Genomic DNA, 25,390 nt, shown 5'->3' on the forward strand with positions numbered 1-25,390 from the left:
CTCATTTGAGTCCGACCTTGTACAGCGAGCCGTCGGACTCATCTGTCAGCACATACAGGTAACCATCCGGCCCCTGGCGTACATCACGGATACGTTGTTTCAGATCGCCCAGCAAACGCTCCTCATGCACCACCTTGTCACCGTCGAATTGCAGGCGGATCAGCTCCTGAGTGGCCAGTGCGCCGATGAATACGTTGTGCTGCCAGGGTTTGAAACGATCGGCATCGTAGAACGCCATGCCGGTGACGCCGGGTGACTTTTCCCAGACGTGATGCGGTGAGACAGTACCTTCGACGGTTTTACCCTGGGCTTCCGGGATGGGCTGCATCGAATAGTTGATGCCGTGGGTTGCCAGCGGCCAGCCGTAGTTTTTCCCGCGCTCGATGATGTTCACCTCGTCGCCACCGCGCGGGCCGTGTTCGTTCTCCCACAACGTGCCGGTCCATGGATTGAGCGCTGCACCCTGCGGGTTGCGATGGCCATAGGACCAGATCTCCGGACGCACACTGGACTGGCCGACAAACGGGTTGTCATCCGGCACCTTGCCGTCCGGATAGATCCGCACGACTTTACCCTGCAATTTGTCCAGATCCTGCGCAGTTGGCCGGTCGTTGTTTTCGCCGAGGGTGATGAACAGATAACCGTCACGGTCGAACACCAGCCGCGAGCCAAAGTGATTGCCGACCGACAGCTTCGGTTCCTGACGGAAAATAACAGTGAAGTCCTTGAGGGTTTTCAGGTCATCCGACAGACGCCCGCGCCCGACCGCCGTCCCGGCCTTGTCACCGGCGCCACCGCCCTCGGCGTAGGACAGGTACACCAGCCGATCCTGTTTGAAGTCCGGCGACAGCACCACATCCAGCAACCCGCCTTGCCCCTTGGCCCAGACCTTCGGAACGCCCTCGATGGGCGCCGATCGTTTGCCGTCCATGCCCACTACCCGCAGGTTACCAGGGCGTTCTGTCACCAGCATGCCCTGACGATCCGGCAAGAACGCCAAGGCCCATGGATGCTCAAGACCCTGCGTAATGGTGGTGACTTCGAGGGTGCCCTGTTCGCTTTGCAGTTCCTTCGAGGCGGCAGCGAATGCCGGGCTGCAGATCACTGCGCTGGCACACAGGCCGGCTAAAAGGGTTTTACGCAACATGCACGATTCCTTTTGTTCGATTGAAGGGCTGGCAGAAACGGTTCTGCCATTCAACGGTTGCTCTCGCCGTCACGGGCGGGTGGGTTGGGAATGAATTTCGGCGGTGTACTCGGCACCGACCGCAGAGGCTGGCCATTGCCGATTCCGCCGTTTTCCACCGTGGGCGGTCGAGTGACGGGGACGGTATTCGGCCCGCGGATCACCGGATTGGCGGGCTGCGTGCCCTGCATGCTGTTGGGGTTGGCCCTGTGAATCGGGCTGTTGTAAGGATTATTGCTGTTGCCGGTCGGGCTTTGCGCCAGTAACAGGGTATCGGCATGAACCGCCCCGCTACTGAGGGCCAGCAATGCGATGCCAAGCAGAAAACGGTTCATGAACGGCCTCTCTCGATGCGCGTGTTTTGATGCATGTGGCTTAGAGCCTTCGAGTCCACGCTACGCCCAGGGTTCGGATCTGTTAACCCGTCACCGATAAACAAGGTGTAACACGGTTTGACCTGCCTCCCGCCTTCCCCCCGAAGACAGTGGAAACTTTTGCGCCGGGCCACGGGTCACCCGAATATCACTCGGAGAACGTCACCATGGCTCGGGCAATCTGGAAAGGCGCAATCAGTTTCGGTCTGGTGCACATCCCCGTGGCGCTGGTCTCGGCAACCTCATCCCGGGGCGTGGATTTCGACTGGCTGGACAGCCGCAGCATGGACCCGGTCGGCTATAAACGGGTCAACAAGGTCACCGGCAAGGAAGTCACCAAGGAGCACATCGTCAAAGGCGTGCAGTTCGAAAAAGGTCGGTATGTGGTGCTCAGCGAGGAGGAAATCCGTTCGGCGCACCCGGTTTCGACCCAAACCATCGACATCTTCGCCTTCGTCGACAGCGAGCAGATCCCGCTGCAAAACATCGACACCCCCTACTACCTGGCCCCGGACAAACGCGGTGGCAAGGTCTACGCGTTATTGCGCGAAACCCTGAGCAAAACCCAAAAGGTCGCCCTCGCCCGCGTGGTTCTACACACACGCCAGTATCTGGCGGCGTTGATGCCATTGGAGTCGGCACTGGTGTTGGTGAAATTGCGTTGGCCACAGGAAGTGCGCAGCCTCGATGAACTGGCGCTGGGCAGCGAGGTGACCAAACCGCAACTGGCCAAAGCCGAGCTGGACATGGCCAAACGGCTTGTTGAAGACATGAGCGCCGACTGGAAACCCGAAGATTACACCGACGCGTTCGAAGACAAGATCATGGCGCTGGTGGACAAGAAGGCCCATGAAGGCAAGATCGAGGACGTTGAGACCGTTGACGGCGAAGAAGAGCGCAAATCTGCTGATGTGATCGATCTGACGGAGCTGCTCAAGCGTAGCCTGGGTGGCAAGACTGCCGCCAAATCGAAGGCCAAGGCAGCCAGCAAGACAACGACGGCCAAAAAAACCAAAAAGGCCTCGTAAATAAAATCGGGCGACTGTCTTTCAACAGTCGCCCGATTCATCAGATCAGAATGAAGATCGCCAGCAGACCGCCGAAGATCGCCCACTTTTCCAGGTAGTAGAGCTTACGATTGCGCTTTTTCAGCTCTTTGCCGCGCAGGCGAATCTTGTAGATCTTGGTAAACAAGCGGTTGATACCGCCGGTGCGGTCGCCCGCATCGTTCGGCGCACCGGCGGCCGACATCACGGTACGGCTGAACCAGCCGTTGAACGCGGCCGCCCAGCGGTACTTCATTGGACGCTCGACATCGCAGAACAGAATGATGCGGTTCTTGTCGGTGGTGTTTTCCGCGTAGTGAATGTAGGTCTCGTCGAACATCACCGCCTCGCCGTCGCGCCAGTGATAGTTCTCGCCATCGACGTTGATGTAGCAACCGGCGTCGTTCGGCGTTTCCAGGCCCAGGTGATAACGGTAGGAACCGGCATACGGGTCGCGGTGACGCACCAGTTTCGAGCCGGGCGGCAGTTCGGCGAACATCGCCGCCTTGATCGAACCGATGCTCTGCACCAGTTCGGTGGTGCGCGGGCACAGTTGCAGCGCCGACGGGTGGCTGTCGCCGTACCATTTCAGGTAGAAACGCTTCCAGCCGGTCTTGAAAAAGGAGTTGAAACCGACATCGTCGTACTGGTTGGAACGCTTGATCTCGCCGGCACGCAGCAGCTTCTGCCCTTCCTCACGGATTTCCTCCCAATGAGCCTGCAACGGGCTCAGATCGGGAAAATCCTTCGGATCAAGGTAGGGCTTGTTCGGATTCTTCGAAAACAGATAAAGGAAGCAGTTGATCGGGGCCAAGAACGTCGAGTGATCGCTCAGCTGGCGGCCCAGTTTGTGGCGCACACGACCACGCAGGTGAACGTATGCAATGGAAATGACATAAATAGCAGCAATGATGAGTTTCACGGAAATCGTCACACGTCAAAAGTGAACAAACTGCGCGCCTGCCGGCCGGTGGCCCAGGGTCTGATGCAGTGGCATGAATACAAATACTATCCCGGTGGCACTTCCTTGAGCCCATGCCGTTAGCGGCTATTGGGTGATCGGATGGCATTTTAGCCATACTTTGTAACCAAAGGTGAACCTCATCTGTGAAAAACTGTCCGCTGAATCTGCCAAATGGCAACCGCGGAGGCTTCACGCCAGTGAGCCGTGCCTGTCGCATCAGCGCTACAGCAGATCGAGTTTGACGAGAGGAAGTGGAGACAGCGGGCCAGACGCGGCACCTGACTGAAGCTTGAGGATTGGATCTCCTGGAACGATATCGAGGAAATCAGAGAGGCGCTGCAGAGTTTGCCTCTGAGCATTCAGGCGCTGGACTCATCGTTTTTTTACCAGACGAGCGAAACCCGCGCCACAACGTATAGATGGCGCGGGTGCCTGGACGAGAGTGCTGGAAAGGGAGACGCGCGATCAGGGTGCATCACCAGGACAAACGCTCAACGAAGTACGAAGGCCTGGTGAGTAGCGAACCGCGTTTATTTGGAGGTTGAAAGGCTGGCCTTGCTCAATCCCTTGGTGTTGTGATCGCCCGGTGTTGTGGCCGAGATCGCCGTGGCCTTCGACAAGCCCCGTGTGGCTTTAGAGTGCGCGACACCCGAGGTCGCTGTTCCGTGCCCACGGTCAGTGTTGTGATCACGTCCGGTGTGTTGGCCACTCACGCCGTGATCGCGAACGGCCCTGCCGGCATGGTCCGCCTCCTGGCCTTCGGCGCGGCCATTGCTGGAGGCGCTGGCTGAGTGCCCGGCACTGTCGCCTCCATGTCCAGCACCGCCAACACCGCCGCCGTGACTGCCACCGCCACCTGCTCCGCCACCACCACCACCGCCACCACCACCGCCATGACCACCACCATCCTTGGCAAAGGCAGAAGCCACGATGGACAGTTCAGCAGGCAATAACGGCGCCGCCGCAAACATCATTACGCACGACATGACGACAACGAGGTTTTTCTTTTTTAAACGCATGATGGCATCCACAAGGGTTGATTTTACTGCCCTCTAGGACTCGCGCAGTGACATCCAGTTCAACCACAAGCGACAAGCGGAGACAGCAACACCTCACATATAAAGTGGGTGAGAATGCAATGCTTTTACATCCCTTGAAAGGGTCAAGCAAGTTGTCGCGACGTATGCCTGACATCACGTTATGATGCCCACCGGAAAGCATCCTGACCGCATGAAAGCGGGGATGCGAAATATTAATACGCTAGAAACATCGCTCAAGGAGTGGGCATTAAATGAATCAAGAAGTCGGGTCACTCACAGGCAAGATTAACTTAACCAATAACGCAGCAACTGCAGATATTTTACAACCCGAATCCGTTGTCGCTTTCGCCTCTTCGATCGCTCTGGATGAAAGCGCCCCGCTGTCCATTCGCCAAAGAGCAAAGGCGGCATTAATCCACGATGTTACTCCAGCCAAAAATCAGGCAGCCATTCTTGAGAAAATCCAGGAAAAGCTAAACCTGACATCTATCAAAACAAATGAAGCCACAGAAAAAGCAAATTCAATTCTCCTGCAAATGGTTACAAAAGATGATCTCAAAAAAGCTCAGCACTCCATCTTTTACTACTCACTAACAGCATACGCTGCCACCATCGCATCTATTGCGTATCTGCTGGCCTGACAACCGAAGCCGAAACACAACATCCCTGACTGCCCCTTTCTGTGGGCAGTTATTTTTGCTATTTGCCTTCAGGGTTTCCTTGGGCTACGGCATGCTCGAGGAACGAATCAAAACCGGCAAGGATCGGTTTGTGCTACTGAACGAACGCGCGCCCCACGCGCTCGAGCTTGCCCGCCAGAACACCCACCGACGCGCCAAGGGGATTGGCAAGGTCGAGACTAAGCTCTGCGTGTTCCGGCCTTCCAGGAAGAGCGAAGACATCAAGCAGACGTCGGATCTGTACAAACGATGGGGCCCTGCGCTGGAAAGGCTGAAGGTTCGTTATCGGCCGCCGTACAACTGCCGTCATACTTATGCGACAATATGCGTAATGTCTGGCATGAATCCCGCCTTTATAGCCCAACAGCTTGGACACAGCGTCCAGATGCTGCTCTCGACCTATGCCCGCTGGCTCAATTCCAGTGGCGACCGGGGAGAGATGGAAAAGCTCCAAAATGCCCCAGGAATGGCCCAAGCGCCAGATGTGCGGCTCGCAACCCATTGATAGGTAAAGCAATTGATCTCCACAGCTAACATCACGATGCAGTTCGGCGCCAAGCCGCTATTCGAAAACGTTTCGGTCAAATTCGGCGCGGGTAACCGTTACGGTCTCATCGGCGCCAACGGTTGCGGCAAGTCGACCTTCATGAAAATCCTCGGCGGCGATCTCGACCCGTCCGGCGGTCAGGTCATGCTCGAGCCGAACGTGCGTCTGGGTAAGCTGCGCCAGGACCAGTTCGCCTACGAAGAATTCACCGTGATCGACACCGTGATCATGGGTCACGAAGAGCTGTGGAAGGTCAAGGCCGAGCGCGATCGCATCTACTCGCTGCCGGAAATGAGCGAAGAAGACGGCATGGCCGTGGCCGAACTGGAAACCGAATTCGCTGAAATGGACGGCTACACCGCCGAATCCCGTGCCGGCGAACTGTTGCTGGGCCTGGGGATCGGCATCGAGCAACACTTCGGCCCGATGAGCGAAGTGTCGCCGGGCTGGAAACTGCGCGTGTTGCTGGCGCAGGCACTGTTTTCCGATCCGGAAGTGCTGTTGCTCGACGAACCGACCAACCACCTGGACATCAACACCATTCGCTGGCTGGAAAACGTTCTGACCCAGCGTAACAGCCTGATGATCATCATCTCCCACGACCGTCACTTCCTGAACAGCGTGTGCACTCACATGGCTGACCTGGACTACGGTGAGCTGCGCCTGTTCCCGGGCAACTACGACGAATACATGACCGTGGCGACCCAGTCCCGCGAGCAGTTGCTGTCGGACAACGCCAAGAAGAAAGCGCAGATCTCGGAACTGCAATCGTTCGTCAGCCGCTTCTCGGCCAACGCCTCGAAAGCCAAGCAGGCCACTTCCCGCGCCAAGGCGATCGACAAGATCCAGCTGGCCGAAGTCAAGCCTTCGAGCCGGGTGAGCCCGTTCATCCGCTTCGACCAGAACAAGAAGCTGCACCGCCAGGCGGTCATCGTCGAGCACATGGCCAAAGGCTTCGACGGCAAGCCGCTGTTCAAGGACTTCAGCTTCCAGGTTGAAGCGGGCGAGCGCGTTGCGATCATCGGCCCGAACGGTATCGGCAAGACTACCCTGCTGCGCACCCTGGTCAACGAACTTACGCCGGATGCCGGTAGCATCAAGTGGACCGACGCCGCCGAACTGGGCTACTACGCTCAGGACCACGCTCACGACTTCGAAGACGACGTCACCCTGTTCGACTGGATGGGTCAGTGGACTCAGGGCGAGCAAATGATTCGCGGCACTTTGGGCCGGATGCTGTTCTCCAACGACGAGATCCTCAAGTCGGTGAAGGTGATCTCCGGTGGTGAGCAAGGTCGCATGCTGTTCGGCAAGCTGATCCTGCAAAAGCCGAACGTGCTGATCATGGACGAACCGACCAACCACCTGGACATGGAATCGATCGAGGCGCTGAACCTGGCGCTGGAAAACTACCCGGGCACGCTGATTTTCGTCAGCCACGACCGTGAGTTCGTATCGTCCCTGGCCACGCGCATCATCGAGCTGAGCCCGAACGGCGTGACCGACTTCAGCGGCACCTACGACGATTACCTGCGCAGCCAAGGCGTAGTGTTCTGAGTCGATTCGAGCTGTAAACGGAAAGCCCTGTCCTTGTGACAGGGCTTTTTTTTGCGCCGAGGAAAAATAGTTAGCCTGCTTCCTTTTATTTCAGCACCACGCCATGATGCGGACTCTCCCACCGCCGCCCGCGAACGAGTCCTCATGTCTGCGCAGCAACAGCCACCGCAAAGCTCCATGGCGATCACCCTGCAGATCGTCTCCATCGTTTTCTATACCTTTATTGCCTTCCTCTGCATCGGTCTGCCGATTGCGGTGTTGCCCGGCTATGTACATGAGCAATTGGGTTTCAGCGCTATCGTTGCGGGGCTGGTGATTGGCTCGCAGTACCTGGCCACCCTGCTCAGCCGGCCGATGGCCGGGCGCATGTCAGATACCGTCGGGACCAAACGGGCGATCGTTTATGGCTTGTCAGGGATTGTGCTCAGCGGCTTGCTGACGCTGATTTCCACACTGCTGCAGGACTTCCCGCTCGCGAGCCTGATCATTTTGATCGCCGGGCGTTTGCTGCTCGGCATTGCGCAGGGTTTGATCGGTGTCGGCACCATCAGTTGGTGCATGGGCCAAGTGGGCGCGGAACACACCGCCCGCTCCATCGGCTGGAACGGCATTGCTTCTTACGGCGCCATTGCGATCGGCGCACCGCTGGGCGTGCTGATGGTGGCCGATTACGGTTTTACCAGCCTGGGGATCGCATTATCGGTACTGGCGGCCGGTGCCCTGCTGTTGATCCGCAACAAACCTTCGGTGCCGGTGGTGCGTGGCGAGCGTTTGCCATTCTGGGCGGTGTTCGGGCGGATAGCGCCATTTGGTGCCAGCTTGAGCCTGGCCTCGATCGGTTACGGCACCCTGACCACCTTCATCACCCTTTATTACCTCAATCGCGGCTGGACCGGCGCCGCGTACTGCCTGACGGTGTTCGGCGTGTGCTTCATCCTGTCGCGGCTGCTGTTCATTTCCGCCATCGCTCGATTTGGCGGCTTTGCGTCCGCCATCGCCTGCATGGGCATCGAGACCGTCGGCCTGTTGCTGCTGTGGCTCGCACCGTCGACCGGGTATGCACTGATTGGCGCTGGCCTGGCCGGGTTTGGTCTGTCACTGGTGTATCCGGCGCTGGGGGTTGAAGCGATCAAGCAAGTGCCGAACTCCAGCCGCGGGGCCGGGCTGAGTGCCTACGCGGTGTTTTTCGATCTGGCGCTGGCGATTGCCGGGCCGTTGATGGGCGCGGTGGCGTTGAATCTGGGGTATTCGTGGATTTTCCTGATCGTAGCGCTGCTGTCCGTGACCGGACTGGCGTTGACGTTGTGGCTCAAGCGTCGGGCGATGGCCTGAGCCTTTACTGATCCGCCGTCTGCATCCCGGCCCGATCCGGTTTGCCCAGCGCATGGGAGAAGAACCGCCCGGCCTCGGAAATCAGGTTGCGGTGAATGTCTTCACGATCTACGCCGTCAGCATCAGTGCACAGGGCCGGCATCGCGCGGATCTGCTCTTCATTGCACGGCGCCATGAACACGAAGTGCCCTGCCCCGGCCAGTAACTTGAAGTCCGGCGCAGTCGGCAGTTTGCGCGCCAGGGCGGCGGCGTTCTTGTCGAAGGCCACCAGTTTGTCGCCGTCGCCGCTGTACAGCAGCACCGGCACATGCACGTCGGCCAGGGTGTGACGACCAAACTTGAGGCTCAGCGGCGCCATCAGCAGCAACGCATGCACGCGCGGATCGGCCACCGGCTGCAAGTCATCGCGATCAACGATCAGTTCGCCCTGAGTGTTGCAGGCGTCGCGGTCGTCCGGACGTTCCTGGCAGTAACGGCGCAGGCGATCCAGGTCAGGCTGCGCGCCGGAAAGAATCAACGCGGTCTCGCCCCCCGCCGAATAACCGATCACGCCGACCTGATCGGCGTTCACGAACGGTGCAAGCATGCGGTCGCCGAGGGTGGCGGTAATGGCTTCGGAAATCTGGATCGGGCGCCCATAGAGGTTGCTCAAGGTACCGAGGCGGCTGTGATCCTTGGAGTTGTCGCCGGGATGAATCACCGCGACCACCACAAAGCCCTTGCGGGCCAGCGACGTGGCGAGGTCGTGTAGCGCCAGTGGCGTGCCGGTATTGCCGTGGGACAGCATCAGCATCGGAAAGCGGCCGAGGGCGACCTTGGTGTCTTCGCCGGCTTCGACCGAGTAACCCTCGAGCAGGCTCATGTGTTCGCGGTCGGTGGAGGGGTAGAACGCGATGGCGCGCATCGGTTGCAGGTCGAGCGGGTCGAGGAACGTCATCTCGTGATAACCGACGCTCCAGCGCGGGTGCTGGCCGGGGGCTGCGTGCACTGAATTCAGGCTGCCGAGCAGGCAAATCAGTAACGTTGCACAAAGACGCATCATGGGATGCCCCACCCTGTTGTTACTCAATCGAAAGATCCGTTGTGTTACGACGCCCGAAACTCCGAGGTTCGGTGATCCGGCGCGGCGTTGCACTCAGACGTTGATCATCAGACTGCATAACCCGGGCCAGATTATGTAACAGTCGGAAACAAAAAACTCCGTATCTGGCCCTTGCAGAACCAGAATACAGAGTTTTTTGGGTATTGCCTGAACGAGAGCTGTTCTTTACGCAAGCCTTACGCAGCGGCGAACAGTTGCTCGCTGATACGGGTGTGAGCCGCGCTCATGGCATTGTTGCGAACTTCTTCGCCGTAGGCCAGGCCTTCGGCACGGACGATTTCGATGTCGGTGATGCCGAGGAAGCCGAACACCAGTTTCAGGTAGTCTTCGTGAGCAACGCCCGAAGCCTGACCGGCGTGAATGCCGCCCGAGGTGGAGACGATCACGACTTTCTTGCCACCGCACAGGCCTTCAGGGCCGGCTTCGGTGTAGCGGAAGGTCTGGCCGGCGACGGCGATGCGGTCGATCCAGGCCTTGAGCTGGGTTGGAACGGTGAAGTTGTACATCGGCGCGGCAACGACGATGGCGTCAGCGGCGATGAATTCGGCCAGGGTGGTGGCGCTCAGCTCGGCTTCGTGCTGTTGTGCGGCGTTGCGCAGTTCAGCGGTGGTGCCGGCGGCGACCAGAGTGGTCGACGAAAAGTGGCTGATGGCGTCTGCAGCCAGGTCGCGATAGGTCACGACAGCAGCTGGCTCAGCGGCTTGCCAGGCTTTGACGACTTCGGTGCTCAGCTGACGGGAAGCGGAGTTGTCGCCCAGAATGCTCGAATCGATGTGCAGCAGTTTCATTTGGAATCTCCTGGAAAGAATCGCCGGTGGCGACGGAATGGAGACAATCCTACCTACGAAACCAATAGCTGATTAGACGGCAACAATGCGATAGTTTGTCCCACTGATAGAACAGTCGGATTTCCCCATGCAAGACCTCAACGATCTCTACTATTTTGCCAAAGTGGTCGAGGCCGGCGGATTTGCCGCTGCCGGCCGTTTGCTGGGCATTCCCAAGTCGCGACTCTCGCGGCGGATCGCCGAACTGGAAGAACGCCTCGGCGCGCGCTTGCTGCAACGCACCACCCGCCAACTGAAGCTGACTGCGGTTGGCGAGCGCTATTTGCGTCATTGTCAGGCGATGCTGCTGGAAGCGGAAATGGCTGATGAGACGGTGGCCAGTATGTCCAGCGAGCCCCGTGGACGTCTGCGGGTTTCGAGCCCGACGGGGCTTGCCCATGAAATGCTGCCGATGGTGATCAGCAACTTCCTGGGCAAGTACCCGCAGGTGCAACTGGAAGTCACCCTGATCAATCGCCGGGTCGATCTGATCACCGAAGGCATCGACGTGGCCCTGCGCGTGCGCGAGCACGGCACCGAAGAGCCGATGCTGGTCACCCGCCGTTTGCGCCAGGCGCAAATGGTGGTCGTGGCAAGCCCATCTTTTATAGAGGGTCTGGAAATCAATCACCCGCAGGATCTGAAAAACCTGCCGGTGCTGGGCGCACTGGAAGCCGATCGCATGGTGCATGTGCGCCTGCTCGATCAGCACGGCAAGAGTTGCGATCTGGCGCTGGAGGCCCGGCTGGGGATCGACGATTTTATCGTGCGCAAGGCCTGCGTGCTGGCCGGCCAGGGTTTCACCCTGCTGCCGATGATGTATTGCGAAGCGGAACTGAACAACGGCACGCTGGTGCAGTTGCTGCCGGAATGGTCATTGCCCGGCGGCTGGTTGCAAGCGGTGTATCCGCACCGGCGAGGAGTGATGCCGGCGGTGCGTGCCTGGATCGATCATCTGGTTGAGTCGTTTAATGCCTGTGGAGAGCGATTGTTATGAAACAAGGAAAGTTGAGCGAAGCGGACGTCGCGGATTTTTGCCTGGCATTGCCCGGCGCTCAAGAAGACTACAAATGGGGCGGCGTGCGGGTGTTTTCGATTGCCGGTAACAAGATGTTCGCCCTGCAGGGGCTGCGCGGTGAGTCGCTGGCGTTCAAGGTCGACAAGGATCTGTTTCTCGGTCATTGCGACCGGCCGGGCATTCACCCGGCGCCGTATCTGGCACGGGCGCAGTGGATCATCATGCACCCGCCCTACCCTTTGGGCGCCGAGGAACTGCGAGGGTTGCTGCAACGTTCCCACCAGTTGGTGGTGAGCAAGCTGCCGAAGAAAACCCAGGTGGGTTTGCTGCTGTAGCCCTAACCCAGCGCCAACAGGTTCGAGCCGAGGAACAACTGATCGATCCAGAACACCTGGTGCAGCGCGACAATCACCCAGAACAGAATCTGAAACGACACCTTGCGCGTCTTGTGCCGGAATACTTGCTGGGCGATCAACGCACCCGGCCAGCCGCCCGCCAGTTCCACGGCGTGCAGGACGTTCTCCGGGGTGCGCCAGGCCTCGGCGCGGGCCTTGCGCTTGTCGGCCCAGTACAGGAAAAACGCCAGCACGCTGACAATTCCGTAGGCCGTCAGCGGTACCAGTGAAATTCCGCGCAGCCACATCGACAGCGAGCCGAACATTGGCAATGCGCAGACGATCAGCAACACCACCAGCTTCAACTTCAGATGCTGAATGTTGCCGCCGGACGGGCCGCGATCCGGACGGCGTGCGCGGGAATCACTCATGCCTTGGCCGCCGCCCAGTCCACCCAGCCGAATTGCCAGGTCGCCAGAATCAACAGGCCGAAAACGATCCGGTACCAGGCGAATGCCGCGTAGCTGTGGCTGGCGATGAACTTCAGCAAGCCGCGAACAGCGATCATGGCGAAAACGAACGCCGTGACAAAACCGATGGCAAACACCGGGAAGTCCGCCGGCACGAACAGCTGGCGGTACTTGTAGCCCGAGTACACGGCCGCACCGACCATGGTCGGCATCGCCAGGAAAAACGAGAACTCGGTGGCGGTCTTGCGTGACAGGCCGAACAACAGGCCGCCGATGATGGTCGAGCCGGAGCGCGAGGTGCCCGGGATCATCGCCAGGCATTGGGCAAAGCCGACCTTCAGTGCATCTTTCCAGGTGATCTCGTCCACGGTTTCGGCGTGCACTTCATGCTGCCGACGCTCGGCCCACAACATGATGATGCCGCCCACCACCAGCGCCGTCGCCACGGTGACCGGGTTGAACAGGTACTTGTGAATCAGATCGGCAAAGATCACGCCCAGCACCACGGCGGGCAGGAAGGCGATCAGCAGGTTGGCGGTAAAGCGTCGCGCACTCGGCTGAGTCGGCAAACCGATGACCACGTCGAGAATCTTGCGGCGAAACTCCCAGACCACCGCGAGAATCGCGCCGAGCTGGATGATGATGTTGAACGCCATGGCGCGTTCGCCACCGAAGTTCAGCAGGTCGGCGACAATGATCTGGTGTCCGGTACTGGAAATGGGCAAAAACTCCGTCAGCCCTTCTACAACTCCAAGAATCAGTGCCTGCAAGGCGGTCCAAAGATCCATCAATCCCCCAAAGAGCGATGCTCAGCGGCATGCCCCGATAGTATTTTTTTACGTTCACTGCGTTCAGCGTAGCTGTTTGTTGCTGTACCGATTCCGCGCGCAAAGGATCCACACGAAACAGTCAAAATTCCGTGAAATGGCAACTTGGGTTCAGGTTTTCACGCGCGGGGCCGAAATCCTATCAGACAAGCCGTAATAGCGCTGCCGCGTTCTACGACTTGGGTCGCGTATGCCCGGCCATGGAAACGTGGTTGGATGCTGGCGGTGATTTATTACAAGAAAAAGAAATCGGAGTGACAGCGTTATGAACAGCTTGCGCAGTGTGTCGATCAGCCGACGCTTGTGGCTCATCTTGATTGTGGCGGTGGTCATGCTGCTGACCCTGGGCCTGTTGATGCTCAAGCAGATCCACGATGACCTGTATCACGCCAAGGCCCAGAAAACCCAGCATGTGGTGCAGACCGCCAGCGGTTTGCTGACCTATTACCAGGGCCTGGAAGCGGCCGGAACCCTGACCCGCGACGCCGCCCAGAAGCAGGCACTGACCGCGATTCGCGGCCTGCGCTACGACCAGAACGATTACTTCTGGATCAACGACCTCACGCCCGTGATGGTCATGCACCCGACCAATCCCAAGCTTGAAGGCCAGAACCTCTCGGCGATCCGCGATCCGGACGGTTTTGCGGTGTTCAACGAAATGGTTGCCATCGCCAAATCCAAGGGCGCCGGCATGGTCGACTACCGTTGGCCGAAACCCGGTGCCAGTGAACCGGTGGCCAAGACCTCCTACGTGAAACTGTTCGAGCCATGGGGCTGGGTACTGGGTTCCGGCGTGTACGTCGACGATGTACAGGCCGAGTTTCAGGGCCAGGTCATCAAGGCTTCCGTCGTCGGCCTGGTGATCGCACTGATCATGGGCGTGCTGGTGATCCTGATTGCCCGCAGCATCGTCCGCCCGTTGCAGGAAACCGTGAACGCCATGGCCAACATCGCCAGCGGCGAAAGCGACCTGACCCGCAGCCTCGACATCCACGGTCAGGACGAAGTCACGCAGTTGGCGCATCACTTCAATGCCTTCACCGCCAAGCTGCGCCGGGTGATCGGCGATTTGCAGGTGTCGGCCAGTGCGCTGGGCCAGTCCTCCACTGAACTGGGCAATGACGCAAGTCAGGCCCAGCAGCGCAGCCAGCAACAGTCGCAGCAGATGGAACTGGTGGCGACCGCCATCAACGAAGTCACTTACGGCGTGCAGGATGTGGCGAAGAACGCCGAGCATGCCGCCAACGAAATGCGTGATGCCGAGGCGCAGGCGCAACAGGGCCAGATCAACATCGACGGCAGCCTGCAACAGATCGACAAACTGTCCGGCACCATCGATCAGGCGGTCGAAGTCATTCGTACTTTGGCGACCGAAAGCACGCAGATCGGCAGCGTTCTGGAGGTAATCCGCTCGATTGCCGAACAGACCAACCTGCTGGCGCTCAATGCCGCCATCGAAGCCGCCCGTGCCGGCGAACAGGGGCGTGGTTTTGCGGTGGTGGCCGATGAGGTCCGCCTGCTGGCGCAACGCACGCAGAACTCCACGGCGGAAATCCAGTCGATGATCGAGCGTCTGCAAAACCATTCCGAAGCCGCCGTGAAAGTGATCGGTGACAGCAGCAAGGCTTCACAACTGACCATCGAGCAGGCCGGACTGGCCGGTGCGAGCCTGAATGCCATCGGCCAGGCGCTGCGCAACCTCAACGGCCTGAACGCTTCGATCGCTAGTGCGACCCTGCAACAGGCGCACGTGGTCGAGGACATCAACCAGAACGTCACCCAGGCCGCCGGCCTGTCCCACAGCACCGCAATGGCCGCTGAGCAGTCGAGTGCCGCCAGTGTGCGGCTGGGCCAGTTGAGCGAGCAGTTGAACGGATTGCTGCGCCAGTTCCGCGTCTGACGTTGTTGCCCTGTGGGAGGCTCACTCCCACAGGTTTTTGGGTACAATCCGCCCCCTCTTTTACTCCCTCCAAGGATCTTGCATGTCCGGGCTCGAACTGTTTGCCGCCGCCCTCGGTGTGATCGCCGTCTGGCTGACGGTCAAACAGAATCCCTGGTGCTGGCCGATCGGGCTGGTCATGGTGCTGCTCTACAGTTGGGTCTTCTTCGAGGTGAAGCTGTATTCGGACATGTTGCTGCAGGTGGTTTACGCCGCCCTGCAAGTCTACGGCTGGTGGCAATGGACCCGGGCCGGGACGATGCATGACGGCCGTCAGGTCAGCCGGCTCGACACGCCTTCAATCCTCAAAGGGCTGGCCATCGGCAGCGTCGGCAGTCTGCTGCTGGGCGCCGCCATGGCGCACTGGACCGATGCCGCGCAACCCTGGCTCGACGCCGCACTGACCGGTTTCAGCCTCGTCGCGCAATTCTGGATGGCTCACAAGCGCCTGCAATGCTGGGCATTGTGGTTCGTGCTGGATGTGATCTTCGTCGGCCTGTTCCTTTATAAGGCGCTTTACCTCACCGCAGCGTTGTACGCCTTGTTCACCCTGATCGCGGTGCTGGGCTGGCGGGAATGGCGCGCCGATCCGGCGTTGCGCACATGAAAGTCGTCGTCCTCACCGGGCCGGAGTCCAGCGGCAAGAGCTGGCTGGCGGCCGGTCTTCAGCAACAGTTCGGCGGCCTGCGGGTGGACGAGTACGTGCGCTGGTTCATCGAGCAGAACCCACGGGACACCTGCCTCGCCGATATCCCCGAGATCGCTCGCGGCCAGTTGCAATGGGAAGACGACGCACGAGCGCAACAACCGCCGCTGCTGATCCTCGACACGCACCTGTTGAGCAACATGTTGTGGAGCCAGACGCTGTTCGGTGACTGCCCGGCCTGGCTGGAAACGGAGCTTTTGGCCCGCCATTACGACCTGCACCTGTTGCTCTCCCCGGAGCAGATCGACTGGACTGACGATGGCCAACGCTGCCAGCCGCAACTGAGTGAACGACTGGCGTTCTACAACGCCACAAAGGCCTGGCTGGAGCAGCATCGCCAACCGGTCCGGATCATTCAGGGCGACTGGGCCGCACGGCAGATCCAAGCTTTCGACGCCGTGCGAAACCTGCTGCAAGGCTGACCCCGTTTCCCGGGTCGGTTTCCCCTGCTTTGGGGCTAAAGTGTCCGATCCTGAAACACTCCCTCGGGTGCAAAGTGCCCGTCTCAACGGCCTTCATCGCTTTGTCACCCGACTTGTTACGCCTGTGAAACACATGCTCGCAAACCCTTGTTCCAGAGCTTTGCAACGACTATAGCCACCTGCACCGACAGGGGGTTGTTTCAATCGTGAAACAGCTTTTGTATCAAGGCTGCACGCCATCCATCCAACCCATTGAGATCCTTGAATATTTAAAAAGCGGCACAGCTTTCGCTCTCTCCTTCACAACGCTGACCAGGCCCAGCCCACTGAAGAAGGAATTGCCGCCGTGGGAAATTTCAATAAAGCCTTCACTTGCCTTCTGCTGATCGGATCAGCTGCCAGCACTTTCCTCAGTTTCAACGTTCAGGCCGAAGGCAATGGCGTGATCGTGCTCAATCGCGACGTCCAGCCCATCCCCATCGGACGCAGCGCTCCCGGCAAAGACCCTTACCCGACCACCGTGAATGCCAACCCTTCGGGTCGTATCGACCAGGCAATGACCAGCACCGAACTCAGTGACGGTGAATTTGCCAGTGTAGCCAGTGGTGCATCCATTCGCGGAAACATGGCCGTAGGGTCAAGCCTGCCCGGCACCAACGTCTTGACCAATCCAAACGGTCTGCCCGGCATGGGAGCCGGTCATGGCGGCGGTAGCGGTGGCACGATTTCCAACACCATCAACCGCTCCCTCAGCACCGGTCTGGCTCCGCTGACCCGCATGTCCGGAGGCCAATAAGATGAATCGTTCCCTGCTCCTGCTTGCTCTGCTTGGCTGCACCAGCGTCATGGCCGATCCGAGCGCCGTGGACAGCGCCAACATTCAGAACTCCGGCGTGCAGTACAACGGCAACTTCAACGTCAACCAGGCCGCCGGCGACCAACAGCAACAGACCAACGTCAAGTCGATTGCCATCGGCACGTCGGCCAGCGCCACCACCACCATTCACCAGAAACTCGATACCCCCGCCGACCGCTCGATCAACGCGAGCTCCACCATCGGCGGTACCTCATTCAGTAACGGCAACGGTGCACTGGGCGTGAACCAGGGTTCCGGGGCCAACAACCAGATGGCCAACGCCATGCGCATCAGCATCAGCGCTGCGCCGCAGAGCGTTGACGATAGCGCCCTTTCCCAACAGAACGTGGCGTTGTTACCGAGCTCAGGAGCAACTGGTACCTCACCCGGCAGTCGCCAGGTCACGACAAGTGATCAGGCCTTCACCGGCAGCCGAGGGGTAATCCAGGTGAACCAGAGTGCCGGGGTGGGGAACCGAATGGCTAACACCCTGAGCATCCGGGTCGCTGACTGACCCAAACAAGAAGCAGTGCAATTAGAAAGTACCAACACTTAACCAACTAATAAGCACGACGGAGAAACACCATGAAACCTACAATGGCCCTCAAACCACTGGTTTTCGCTCTCGCAGCAGTGATGGCAATCGCAGCACAGGCAGGCGGTCGTGATGATAACAATCACGGTCATGGTAACGGGCACGGCAATGGGCATGGTCATGACCATGATCCAAAAGGCCCAACCCTGGAAGAACTGCTGCAAATCGGCGCAGGCGCCGGTGCCGCAGTGCTTGATGTGCAAAACAACAGCGGTAACACCGTGTTGAACCAGGGCACCCAAAACAACGCTGGCGTGAGTAATGCCGTCAATGGCGCCAACGGCAACATCGGGGTGAACAACGCCGCTGGCGATGGCAACCAACAAGACAACGCCGCTGCTCTGGCAACCGCTGACGAAAGCTTCATCTTCGGCTCCGCCGTATCCGCCTCCAGCGCGACTCAAGTCAACACCAACAACGGTGTCGCCAACTACTCCAGCACTGCCAACGCCAGCCTGAACAACGTCGGCAACAGCGGCTCGGGTAACATTGGCGTGAACAACGCTGCCGGCAACTTCAACCAACAGAAAAACAACCTGGCAATCGCTGTGTCCGGTGGTCGTGTAGCGCAAGCCGCTGCCGCCGCCAACCAAAGCACCACCGGTCTTCAAGTGGCCAACAACGGCACCCAGACCTACAAAAAAGATACGCTCACTGGCACATTTACCGCAGGCGGCGTATTCGTGGCCGCAGGCACCGCAACCACCAAAGACGATGATCATGGTCATGGTCACGGCGGTTATGGCAACGACGACAGAGGCCACGGCGGCAACGGCGGCGGCAAAGATCAGAAATCTGACTTCGTTGCCGTGGGTGTCTTCGGTCTGGCTGGCGTAACCACTCAACAAGTGATGACCCCAGACGGCTGGAAAAACCCTGTCACCAACAATGCCAGCATGACCAACGTTGGCAATGGCTGGTCGGGTAACGGTGGCTTCAACAACGCTGCTGGCGTTGGCAACCAACAAAGCAACTCGCTGTCCATCGCTGCAGGTTGCAAAGCCTGCATGTAATCGCGATCGAAACGAAAGCCCCGGAAACGGGGCTTTTCCTCAGTCCGCAAAGGCGTATCGATCATGCGTAAGACTGCCCTCCTCGCCCTGCTTTGCCTCTCTGGTCTGACCCAGGCTGCCCAGATGCCCGTGGCTGCCCTGCCCGGTGGCGTACTGGTCTACAAAAACGTGCAAAGCATTCGTGAGCGCAAGTTTTCCGACATCGTCGAACAAAAAACCGATTTCAGCTGCGGCGCCGCCGCACTGGCTACGGTACTGCGCCAGGCTTATTGGCTCGACGTCGATGAAGAGCACATCATCAAAGGCATGCTGGTCAACGCTGACCAGGACCTTGTCCGTACTCAAGGTTTTTCCATGCTGGACATGAAGCGCTACATAGAAAGCATCGGCATGCGCGCCAGGGGCTACAAGATTCCACCGGAAAAACTCGACGCGGTCACTATCCCGGTGGTGGTACTGATGGAAATTCGCGGCTACAAGCATTTCGTCGTGCTGCAGCGAGCGGACAAGGATTGGGTTTACATCGGAGACCCGGTTCTCGGCCATAAACGCTACAAACATGATGACTTTGTCAAAGGTTGGAACGGCATTGTCTTTGCCATCGTCGGCCCCGGATACGACAAGACCAATGCATTACGCAGTCCTCCGGCACCGCTGACCGCCAAGAACAAGCTGGATAACTTCAACCCCGTCAAAGATGCTGAATTGATGGACTTCGGGTTCATACAGAGCGACTTCTTTTAATCGCCGATTATAAAGAATGGGGCTGGATGTCCCGGGAGCAGCAGATGAAAACCTCATACTGGCTGGCCGCTGCCTGCCTGGCAGCGAGTGCTTCAGGCTATGCCAATGCAGGATTCAAACCCATCGAAATCCAGGATTCGGAGCTGTCACAGCTTCGCGGTCGTTATGTCATGCCGGGGCGGATCATCAGCTTCGGCATCGTCATGAGCAGTACCTGGCGCAATGCCAGCGGAGATCTGATCGGGGCCTCAACCGCGATGCAACTACAGGCAGCAACCGTAAAACCCGAATTCTATGTCTCGACCATCAAGGAAACCGGTAACGGCAGCACCCTGCAAACGGGTACCGGCTCAGTCATTGGTGGCGCAGGACTCAACAGTTCCCAAGGCGTGACACAAAGCGTTCGCGCCGCCGGCGACGGCAACTCGGCCTACAACAACGTTGCGATCAACGTTTCGGAAGCCAACCAGGCACCGGCGCTGATACCGGCTCAAGGGCAAGCCTTGATGGCCGGACAAACGATTTCCGGCAGTAATGCCGCCGGCAGCGTCGCCGTTTCGGCCACTGGTGGTGGCGTACAAATGGCCATCCAGGCCGCAGGCAATCAGGGCACAGCCCTGCAACAGGTAGCCCAGGGCGGGCTGCTGCAAAACACCCGTTTGCTCGGTAATGCAAACGTCGTCAACAACCTGACGCAACTCAATGTTGTCCTTAGTAATAACGGCATGAGCGCCGGCGCGCTTGACTGCAATTTGAGTCAACTCAGAGCACTACGCAATATCGGATATTGAACTACGCTGAGTCTCGATCATTGGGCTTAAAGGGACGGCTTATTCATGTATCGATCAGTATCACTGCGTGCCGCTGTATGTTTGAGTACTCTTCTACCCGCGGCGATGCTGCAAGCAGCACCCGATGCGGATGTGGAGACCCTGAAACAGGAACTTCTGGAGCTGAAGCAACGATACGAAGTACAACAAAAAGCCCTGGCGGTACTCGAGCAACGGGTCCGCCAGGTCGAAGATCAACCGGCTTCCCCACCACCCAAACGTCTGGCCAAATCGCCAGCAGACATGAAAGGCAATCCGAAAGTGGCCACCGGTACCGGGGCCGCAGCAGCGTCGGGGGGCGCCGCCGGGGGCAGTGGCGCTTCTTACGGCCAGTCGCTTGCCGACGATTCGCAACCTGCACAGAGTGTGTCCAACCTGTACGACGAGGCCAGCGGCTTCTTTGGCGGCGGCAAGTTCAGCTTTGAAACCGGCATAACCTATTCGCGTTATGACACTCGCCAGCTGATTCTCAACGGCTTCCTGGCACTGGACTCGATCTTTCTGGGCAACATCAACCTCGACCGGATCAAGGCCGATACCTGGACCCTCGACCTGACGGGCCGCTACAACTTCGATAACCGCTGGCAGTTCGACGTGAACGTGCCGGTCGTGTATCGCGATTCGACTTATCAGTCGGGCGGCGGCAATCAGGGCGCAGCCAACGTCACCACGGAACAGGATGTTTCGCGGGATCCGACCATTGGCGACGTCAACTTCGGCATCGCCTATAAGTTCCTGGACGAGTCGGCCAACACCCCGGACGCGGTGGTCACCCTGCGGGTGAAAGCCCCGACCGGCAAGGACCCGTTCGGTATCAAGCTGCGTCAGACCGACGCCAACACCAACCTGTTCGTGCCTGACACCCTGCCGACCGGCAACGGCGTCTGGTCGATCACCCCGGGTGTTTCGCTGGTCAAGACGTTTGACCCGGCCGTGTTGTTCGGCAGCTTGTCCTACACCCACAACCTGGAGGAATCGTTTGACGACATCAGTTCCACGGTCAACCAGAAAACCCCGGGCAAGGTCCGTATCGGCGACAGCTTCCAGATCGGCGCAGGCATAGCCTTCGCACTGAACGAAAAAATGAGTATGTCGTTCTCGGTCTCTGACCTTGTACAACGCAAGAGCAAGCTGAAACAGGATGGCGCGGACTGGGAATCGGTGGTGTCCAGTGACGCCAACGCCGGTTACTTCAACGTCGGCATGACCATTGCGGCCACCGACAACCTGACCATCGTACCCAACCTGTCCATCGGCATGACCGACGATGCCCCGGACTTTTCCTTCAGCCTGAAATTCCCGTACTACTTCTAAACCGCGACACTATGAAAAGGCCCACTGCGACTTGCATCGCAGCGGGCCTTTTCAGCTTCTTGCCGGAAGAAGCACCGCGCCCTAGCGGATCTGGTGTTTATGCAGCAAGCGGTAGAACGTCGGCCGTGAAACCCCCAGCACTTTGGCGGCCACGCTGAGGTTGTCGCTGTGCCGGTTCAACACATCGCACAACGCCTGGCGTTCGGCCCGGGTCTTGTAGTCTTCGAGGGTGCCCATCGGTGTGGCAATCGACTGTTGGCTGATCAGCCCCAGGTCACGGGCCTCGATCTGCCGCCCTTCGGCCAGCACCAAGCCCCGGCGTACACGGTTGGCCAGCTCACGGACATTGCCCGGCCAGTCGTGTTTACCCATGGCGATCAAGGCGTCTTCGCTGAAACTGCGCGGACGACGGCCGGTTTCATGGCTGTAGAAATGGGAAAAGTGGTTGGCCAGCATCGACAGGTCGCCATGGCGCTCACGTAATGGCGCGGTCACGACTTGCAGCACATTCAGCCGGTAGTACAAGTCCTCACGGAAGCGTTTTTTCTCGATCGCGGCTTCCAGGTCGACGTGGGTGGCCGCCAATACCCGGACATCCACCGGGATCGGCTGGCTGCCGCCGACTCGCTCGATGTGTTTTTCCTGGAGGAAGCGCAGCAGATTGGCTTGCAGTTCCAGTGGCAGATCACCGATTTCGTCCAGAAACAGGGTGCCGCCGTTGGCCGCCTCGATGCGTCCGACCTTGCGCTGATGGGCGCCGGTGAACGCGCCTTTTTCGTGGCCGAACAGCTCGGACTGGATCAGATGCTCGGGAATCGCCCCGCAGTTGATGGCCACGAACGGTTTGCTGTGCCGTTGCGATTGCCGATGCAAGGTGCGGGCGACCAGTTCCTTACCGGTCCCGCTTTCGCCACGTATCAGCACCGGCGACTCAGTGGGTGCGAGTTTGCTCAGCAGTTTGCGCAGCTCGCGAATCGGTTTGCTGTCACCCAGCAACTCGTGTTCCGGCTGATCAACGTGAATCGTGCCCTGGCCACGCAGGCGTGCCATGCCGAACGCCCGGCCGAGGGTGACCTGCACCCGCGACACGTCGAACGGCAAGGTATGAAAATCGAAAAACCATTCGCAGACAAAATCCCCGACATTCTGCAGGCGCAGCACTTCCTGATTCAGTACGGCGATCCATTCGGTGCCGCTGCGGCTGATCAGTTCCTTGACCGCCTCGGGACGTTCCAGGTGAAAAGGTTGCAAGCGCAACAGGCCGACATCGCAACTGCGGTCAGCGGCATTTTCCAGGCTGCAACTGTCTACGTCCCAGCCGACAGCGCGTAAACCGGGCAGTAATCGGTGACAGTCGTCACAAGGGTCGACGACCAATAAACGTCGTAATGCAGGCGCTTCGCTCATGACTGTTCCTTGGCGCCAAATTATAGGAAATGATTGTAAAAACAGTCATTTGGCAGACCTGGCTGTAACATTAGCAAGAATTTGACGGCGCCTTGTATCGATTGCTTATAGATGTACAAGGGAAGCAGTTATAAGAAGCTGCTTTATTAGTTAGCTATCGACTTGAATCTTTCACCAGGCTTTCAAAATCTGTCGATTGACTGATTGTATGTAAGAAAGTCGAAATTTCTTCAAATTCTGTGTGACCCGCCAGCGGGTTGCGTGCATCAGTACAAGTAACTCGCCGAACGGTAAGCCCAACCGACGGCACATCACTTGATTGGGCACTATAGAGAGAAGACCCCATGACCGCCCCGCTCCGTATCAACGAAGCTCTTTTGATTGCCAACCACGCATTTAAACCTTTCCAATGCGTGGCCTGGGCCCCACAAGACGGCAATGGCGAACTGAGCCTGACCGTTATCGACCGCACCAACTCGCAGATTGGTCGCACCCGCATTCCAAGCAGTGCCTATTCCGATCCAGCTCAACTTGAATACCTGTTGCAACAGGCTCGCGCTGAACTGAGCGACGAGGGTTACGCACTGCAATCCTGGTCGATGCCGCACTGATTCGAGGGCGATGCGGATGGTTTTCGAGCCATCCGCCCTTTTCTGTTAGTTGCCGAATCTTTTTAAACTTCAGCCTGCTTGTACAACTTCCCCAAATACTTTCGCACCTGAATGCTTGGCAGGCTTGCGACTGGTTCCAAAAGACACTGTTCTGGCACAGTACGACCCTCCACCTGTTAGTTCTGTCAGTTGTACTTGTGCGTCTACAGGGATTGAATGTTTCGCTCATGCAGTTGCCAACCCGGCTCCCGGGTATCGGTCAACTCGCAAGGAGAAGCATGCATGTCAACCCAGACCGCTATTGCGCTCCCGGCGCTAGCGAATAACGCCGGACAACTCGACAAGACATTTGCCAATAACGGCGTGGCTCAGGTTTATTTTGCCGGCAGCACTTCCAGCCTGACTCAACACGTAGCGCTCGACCCGCAAGGTCGCATCCTGGTCGCCGCCAAGGTCGTCACCCCTCAAGGCAGCCGTTTCGGCCTGGCGCGTCTACTGGATGATGGCTCTGCGGATCTTGGCTTCGGCTTTCAGGGCAGCGTGATCGGCCAGTTCACTTCCGGCTTCGAAGCCACGGGCAGCAAGCTCCAGGTCTTGCCTGACGGGCGAATCCTGCTGGCAGGTCTGCATTACGAATCCGAACATCGCACGTTGCCCGCCCTGGCGCTGTTCGATGCGCACGGCCGACCCGCCCTGGACTTCGGCGACAACGGCCGGAAAATCATTCGCCTGCCCGGCGATCTGTCCATGGGTACCCGCGACACCTGGCTGCCGCCTGGCGTTCCGGGGGCTGAAGCCTGCGATTTCGCCGTCCAGGATGACGGGCATATTCTGTTGATTGCCAACCACCACTGCTCATTGGCCGACCATGTCGGCATGCTGATCCGCGTCACGCCCAGCGGCAATCTTGACGAAACCTTCAATGGTCGAGGTTTTGTGATGGTCCGGCACTTGCTGCTCAACACCTGGTTGGGGGGCTTGTTGCTGCAAGAGGACGGGCGAATCGTGGTGGCCGGCGCGATCGACTTCCCCCAGGAAGGCCTGCTCGCACGTTACCTGCCGGACGGGCAGCTCGACGAACGCTTTGCGCTGGACGGATTCCTGGCCTTCAAGGCCCAGGGGCACAGTGCGCTGGTCAATCAGGTCATCCAGTCCATGGACCGTTTGCATTGCTTTGGCAGCAGCCGCGACCCGATCCGGTGCATGGCGCTGTCAATTCACAGCAATGGTCGCCCAGACCTGCACTGCAACAACGGTCAGCCCAACCTGTTGGACATCGGCCCCAGCGGCTGCCAGTGGAGTGCTGCGCAACGTATGTCGGACGGTCGACTCATCGCGGCAGGCGCGACGATTGGCGGGGTCGAGGCTGATTTCATCGTCGCCCGCTATCTGGCCGACGGTCGTCTCGACCAAAGTTTCGGTGCCGGTCACGGCTGGCTGCGTACGCGACTGGGCCGCAGTCTCGACACCGCCACATCGCTGGCACTGCAACCGCAAGGTGGAATTCTGGTCGGCGGTTATTCACTGGATGGCAACTACCGCGCCGTGGTGGTGCGTTATCTGAACCCATAAAACGGCAAATCCGGAAATCGAAACCTCCTGCGCTTGATCTTGCTCAACGCTTACGGCAACTTGCGCGCTTCTTAAA

At 58.9% G+C, this 25,390-nt stretch carries 26 protein-coding genes and 1 pseudogene; 18 read left to right on the forward strand and 9 right to left on the reverse strand.

Features of this window, described 5'->3' with window-relative positions; all coding sequences use genetic code 11:
- Window position 1: 1 nt before the first annotated feature.
- Together AC1RR7_RS06270 and AC1RR7_RS06275 are read right to left on the reverse strand one after the other, a co-directional pair.
- Window positions 2–1,147 carry a PQQ-dependent sugar dehydrogenase gene (locus tag AC1RR7_RS06270; protein ID WP_273540081.1) on the reverse strand — a complete coding sequence of 382 codons (1,146 nt, stop codon included), beginning with the start codon at window positions 1,145–1,147 and terminating at the stop codon, window positions 2–4.
- 50 nt (window positions 1,148–1,197) lie between these two features.
- Window positions 1,198–1,521 carry a hypothetical protein gene (locus AC1RR7_RS06275; RefSeq protein ID WP_273540080.1) on the reverse strand — a complete coding sequence of 108 codons (324 nt, stop codon included), beginning with the start codon at window positions 1,519–1,521 and terminating at the stop codon, window positions 1,198–1,200.
- A 206-nt stretch (window positions 1,522–1,727) separates the two neighbouring features.
- Between AC1RR7_RS06275 and ku the strand changes: the two genes are divergently transcribed.
- Window positions 1,728–2,588: a non-homologous end joining protein Ku gene (gene ku, locus AC1RR7_RS06280; protein WP_493156687.1), complete on the forward strand. Its 861-nt coding sequence runs from the start codon at window positions 1,728–1,730 to the stop codon at window positions 2,586–2,588.
- A 40-nt stretch (window positions 2,589–2,628) separates the two neighbouring features.
- On the opposite strand, the gene lpxO is transcribed toward ku, so the two are convergent.
- Together lpxO and AC1RR7_RS06290 are read right to left on the reverse strand one after the other, a co-directional pair.
- Window positions 2,629–3,528 (reverse strand): lipid A hydroxylase LpxO, encoded by a 900-nt coding sequence (gene lpxO, locus AC1RR7_RS06285; protein ID WP_096820478.1) that lies wholly within the window; start codon window positions 3,526–3,528, stop codon window positions 2,629–2,631.
- Between the two features lie 572 nt (window positions 3,529–4,100).
- On the reverse strand, window positions 4,101–4,589 hold the full coding sequence (locus AC1RR7_RS06290; protein WP_493156689.1) for a hypothetical protein: 489 nt from the start codon (window positions 4,587–4,589) through the stop codon (window positions 4,101–4,103).
- Between the two features lie 272 nt (window positions 4,590–4,861).
- Here AC1RR7_RS06290 and AC1RR7_RS06295 point away from each other — a divergent pair, with 272 nt between their 5' ends.
- The 4 genes and pseudogenes from AC1RR7_RS06295 (at window position 4,862) to AC1RR7_RS06310 (ending at window position 8,726) form a co-directional block, all read left to right on the forward strand.
- The gene (locus AC1RR7_RS06295; RefSeq protein WP_102621326.1) at window positions 4,862–5,251 is read left to right on the forward strand and encodes a hypothetical protein; all 390 of its coding nucleotides are present in this window, start codon (window positions 4,862–4,864) and stop codon (window positions 5,249–5,251) included.
- Between the two features lie 79 nt (window positions 5,252–5,330).
- Window positions 5,331–5,795 (forward strand): annotated as a pseudogene (locus AC1RR7_RS06300) (tyrosine-type recombinase/integrase); the annotation flags it as partial.
- 12 nt (window positions 5,796–5,807) lie between these two features.
- Window positions 5,808–7,394 carry an ABC-F family ATPase gene (locus AC1RR7_RS06305; RefSeq protein ID WP_096820333.1) on the forward strand — a complete coding sequence of 529 codons (1,587 nt, stop codon included), beginning with the start codon at window positions 5,808–5,810 and terminating at the stop codon, window positions 7,392–7,394.
- A 144-nt stretch (window positions 7,395–7,538) separates the two neighbouring features.
- Window positions 7,539–8,726, forward strand: a complete 1,188-nt coding sequence (locus tag AC1RR7_RS06310; protein WP_493156691.1) for an MFS transporter — start codon at window positions 7,539–7,541, stop codon at window positions 8,724–8,726.
- Between the two features lie 4 nt (window positions 8,727–8,730).
- Here AC1RR7_RS06310 and AC1RR7_RS06315 read toward each other — a convergent pair whose 3' ends face one another.
- Window positions 8,731–9,768 carry an alpha/beta hydrolase family protein gene (locus AC1RR7_RS06315; RefSeq protein ID WP_102621329.1) on the reverse strand — a complete coding sequence of 346 codons (1,038 nt, stop codon included), beginning with the start codon at window positions 9,766–9,768 and terminating at the stop codon, window positions 8,731–8,733.
- Window positions 9,769–10,004: 236 nt separating this feature from the next.
- On the reverse strand, window positions 10,005–10,616 hold the full coding sequence (locus tag AC1RR7_RS06320) for an FMN-dependent NADH-azoreductase (protein WP_096820330.1): 612 nt from the start codon (window positions 10,614–10,616) through the stop codon (window positions 10,005–10,007).
- Between the two features lie 127 nt (window positions 10,617–10,743).
- On the opposite strand from AC1RR7_RS06320, the gene AC1RR7_RS06325 reads away from it, so the two are divergent.
- The gene (locus AC1RR7_RS06325; protein WP_096820329.1) at window positions 10,744–11,652 is read left to right on the forward strand and encodes a LysR substrate-binding domain-containing protein; all 909 of its coding nucleotides are present in this window, start codon (window positions 10,744–10,746) and stop codon (window positions 11,650–11,652) included.
- A complete protein-coding gene (locus tag AC1RR7_RS06330) occupies window positions 11,649–12,008 on the forward strand; it encodes an MmcQ/YjbR family DNA-binding protein (protein WP_096820328.1) in 360 nt (119 codons plus the stop codon). Before AC1RR7_RS06325 ends, AC1RR7_RS06330 begins: the two co-directional genes overlap by 4 nt.
- Window positions 12,009–12,010: 2 nt before the next feature.
- On the opposite strand, the gene AC1RR7_RS06335 is transcribed toward AC1RR7_RS06330, so the two are convergent.
- Both AC1RR7_RS06335 and AC1RR7_RS06340 read right to left on the reverse strand, forming a co-directional pair.
- Window positions 12,011–12,439, reverse strand: a complete 429-nt coding sequence (locus AC1RR7_RS06335; protein WP_273540252.1) for a DUF1294 domain-containing protein — start codon at window positions 12,437–12,439, stop codon at window positions 12,011–12,013.
- The gene (locus AC1RR7_RS06340) at window positions 12,436–13,266 is read right to left on the reverse strand and encodes an undecaprenyl-diphosphate phosphatase (RefSeq protein ID WP_096820326.1); all 831 of its coding nucleotides are present in this window, start codon (window positions 13,264–13,266) and stop codon (window positions 12,436–12,438) included. Before AC1RR7_RS06340 ends, AC1RR7_RS06335 begins: the two co-directional genes overlap by 4 nt.
- A gap of 304 nt (window positions 13,267–13,570) precedes the next feature.
- Here AC1RR7_RS06340 and AC1RR7_RS06345 point away from each other — a divergent pair, with 304 nt between their 5' ends.
- The 9 genes from AC1RR7_RS06345 (at window position 13,571) to fapF (ending at window position 21,724) form a co-directional block, all read left to right on the forward strand.
- Window positions 13,571–15,205, forward strand: coding sequence for a methyl-accepting chemotaxis protein (locus AC1RR7_RS06345; RefSeq protein ID WP_493156693.1), 1,635 nt, complete (start codon window positions 13,571–13,573; stop codon window positions 15,203–15,205).
- Window positions 15,206–15,287: 82 nt separating this feature from the next.
- Window positions 15,288–15,851, forward strand: a complete 564-nt coding sequence (gene pnuC / locus AC1RR7_RS06350; protein WP_102621332.1) for a nicotinamide riboside transporter PnuC — start codon at window positions 15,288–15,290, stop codon at window positions 15,849–15,851.
- On the forward strand, window positions 15,848–16,372 hold the full coding sequence (locus AC1RR7_RS06355; protein ID WP_493156695.1) for an AAA family ATPase: 525 nt from the start codon (window positions 15,848–15,850) through the stop codon (window positions 16,370–16,372). The genes pnuC and AC1RR7_RS06355 overlap by 4 nt, the downstream gene beginning before the upstream one ends.
- A 346-nt stretch (window positions 16,373–16,718) precedes the next feature.
- On the forward strand, window positions 16,719–17,168 hold the full coding sequence (fapA, locus tag AC1RR7_RS06360) for a functional amyloid chaperone FapA (RefSeq protein WP_493156697.1): 450 nt from the start codon (window positions 16,719–16,721) through the stop codon (window positions 17,166–17,168).
- A gap of 1 nt (window position 17,169) precedes the next feature.
- The gene (fapB, locus tag AC1RR7_RS06365; protein ID WP_096820321.1) at window positions 17,170–17,742 is read left to right on the forward strand and encodes a fibril amyloid subunit FapB; all 573 of its coding nucleotides are present in this window, start codon (window positions 17,170–17,172) and stop codon (window positions 17,740–17,742) included.
- 71 nt (window positions 17,743–17,813) lie between these two features.
- On the forward strand, window positions 17,814–18,836 hold the full coding sequence (gene fapC / locus AC1RR7_RS06370; protein WP_102621334.1) for an amyloid-like fimbrin subunit FapC: 1,023 nt from the start codon (window positions 17,814–17,816) through the stop codon (window positions 18,834–18,836).
- A 63-nt stretch (window positions 18,837–18,899) separates the two neighbouring features.
- Window positions 18,900–19,580, forward strand: coding sequence for a fibril amyloid maturation endopeptidase FapD (gene fapD / locus AC1RR7_RS06375; RefSeq protein ID WP_096820319.1), 681 nt, complete (start codon window positions 18,900–18,902; stop codon window positions 19,578–19,580).
- 44 nt (window positions 19,581–19,624) lie between these two features.
- Window positions 19,625–20,371: a fibril amyloid subunit FapE gene (gene fapE, locus AC1RR7_RS06380; protein WP_096820318.1), complete on the forward strand. Its 747-nt coding sequence runs from the start codon at window positions 19,625–19,627 to the stop codon at window positions 20,369–20,371.
- A 45-nt stretch (window positions 20,372–20,416) separates the two neighbouring features.
- A complete protein-coding gene (fapF, locus tag AC1RR7_RS06385; RefSeq protein ID WP_096820317.1) occupies window positions 20,417–21,724 on the forward strand; it encodes a fibril amyloid transporter FapF in 1,308 nt (435 codons plus the stop codon).
- 81 nt (window positions 21,725–21,805) lie between these two features.
- Here fapF and AC1RR7_RS06390 read toward each other — a convergent pair whose 3' ends face one another.
- A complete protein-coding gene (locus AC1RR7_RS06390) occupies window positions 21,806–23,131 on the reverse strand; it encodes a sigma-54 dependent transcriptional regulator (RefSeq protein ID WP_096820316.1) in 1,326 nt (441 codons plus the stop codon).
- 344 nt (window positions 23,132–23,475) lie between these two features.
- On the opposite strand from AC1RR7_RS06390, the gene AC1RR7_RS06395 reads away from it, so the two are divergent.
- Together AC1RR7_RS06395 and AC1RR7_RS06400 are read left to right on the forward strand one after the other, a co-directional pair.
- A complete protein-coding gene (locus tag AC1RR7_RS06395; RefSeq protein ID WP_096820315.1) occupies window positions 23,476–23,742 on the forward strand; it encodes a hypothetical protein in 267 nt (88 codons plus the stop codon).
- A 282-nt stretch (window positions 23,743–24,024) separates the two neighbouring features.
- Window positions 24,025–25,314, forward strand: coding sequence for a hypothetical protein (locus AC1RR7_RS06400; protein ID WP_493156699.1), 1,290 nt, complete (start codon window positions 24,025–24,027; stop codon window positions 25,312–25,314).
- Window positions 25,315–25,390 lie beyond the last annotated feature (76 nt).

Source organism: Pseudomonas sp. GW821-FHT11G12, assembly GCF_058808055.1.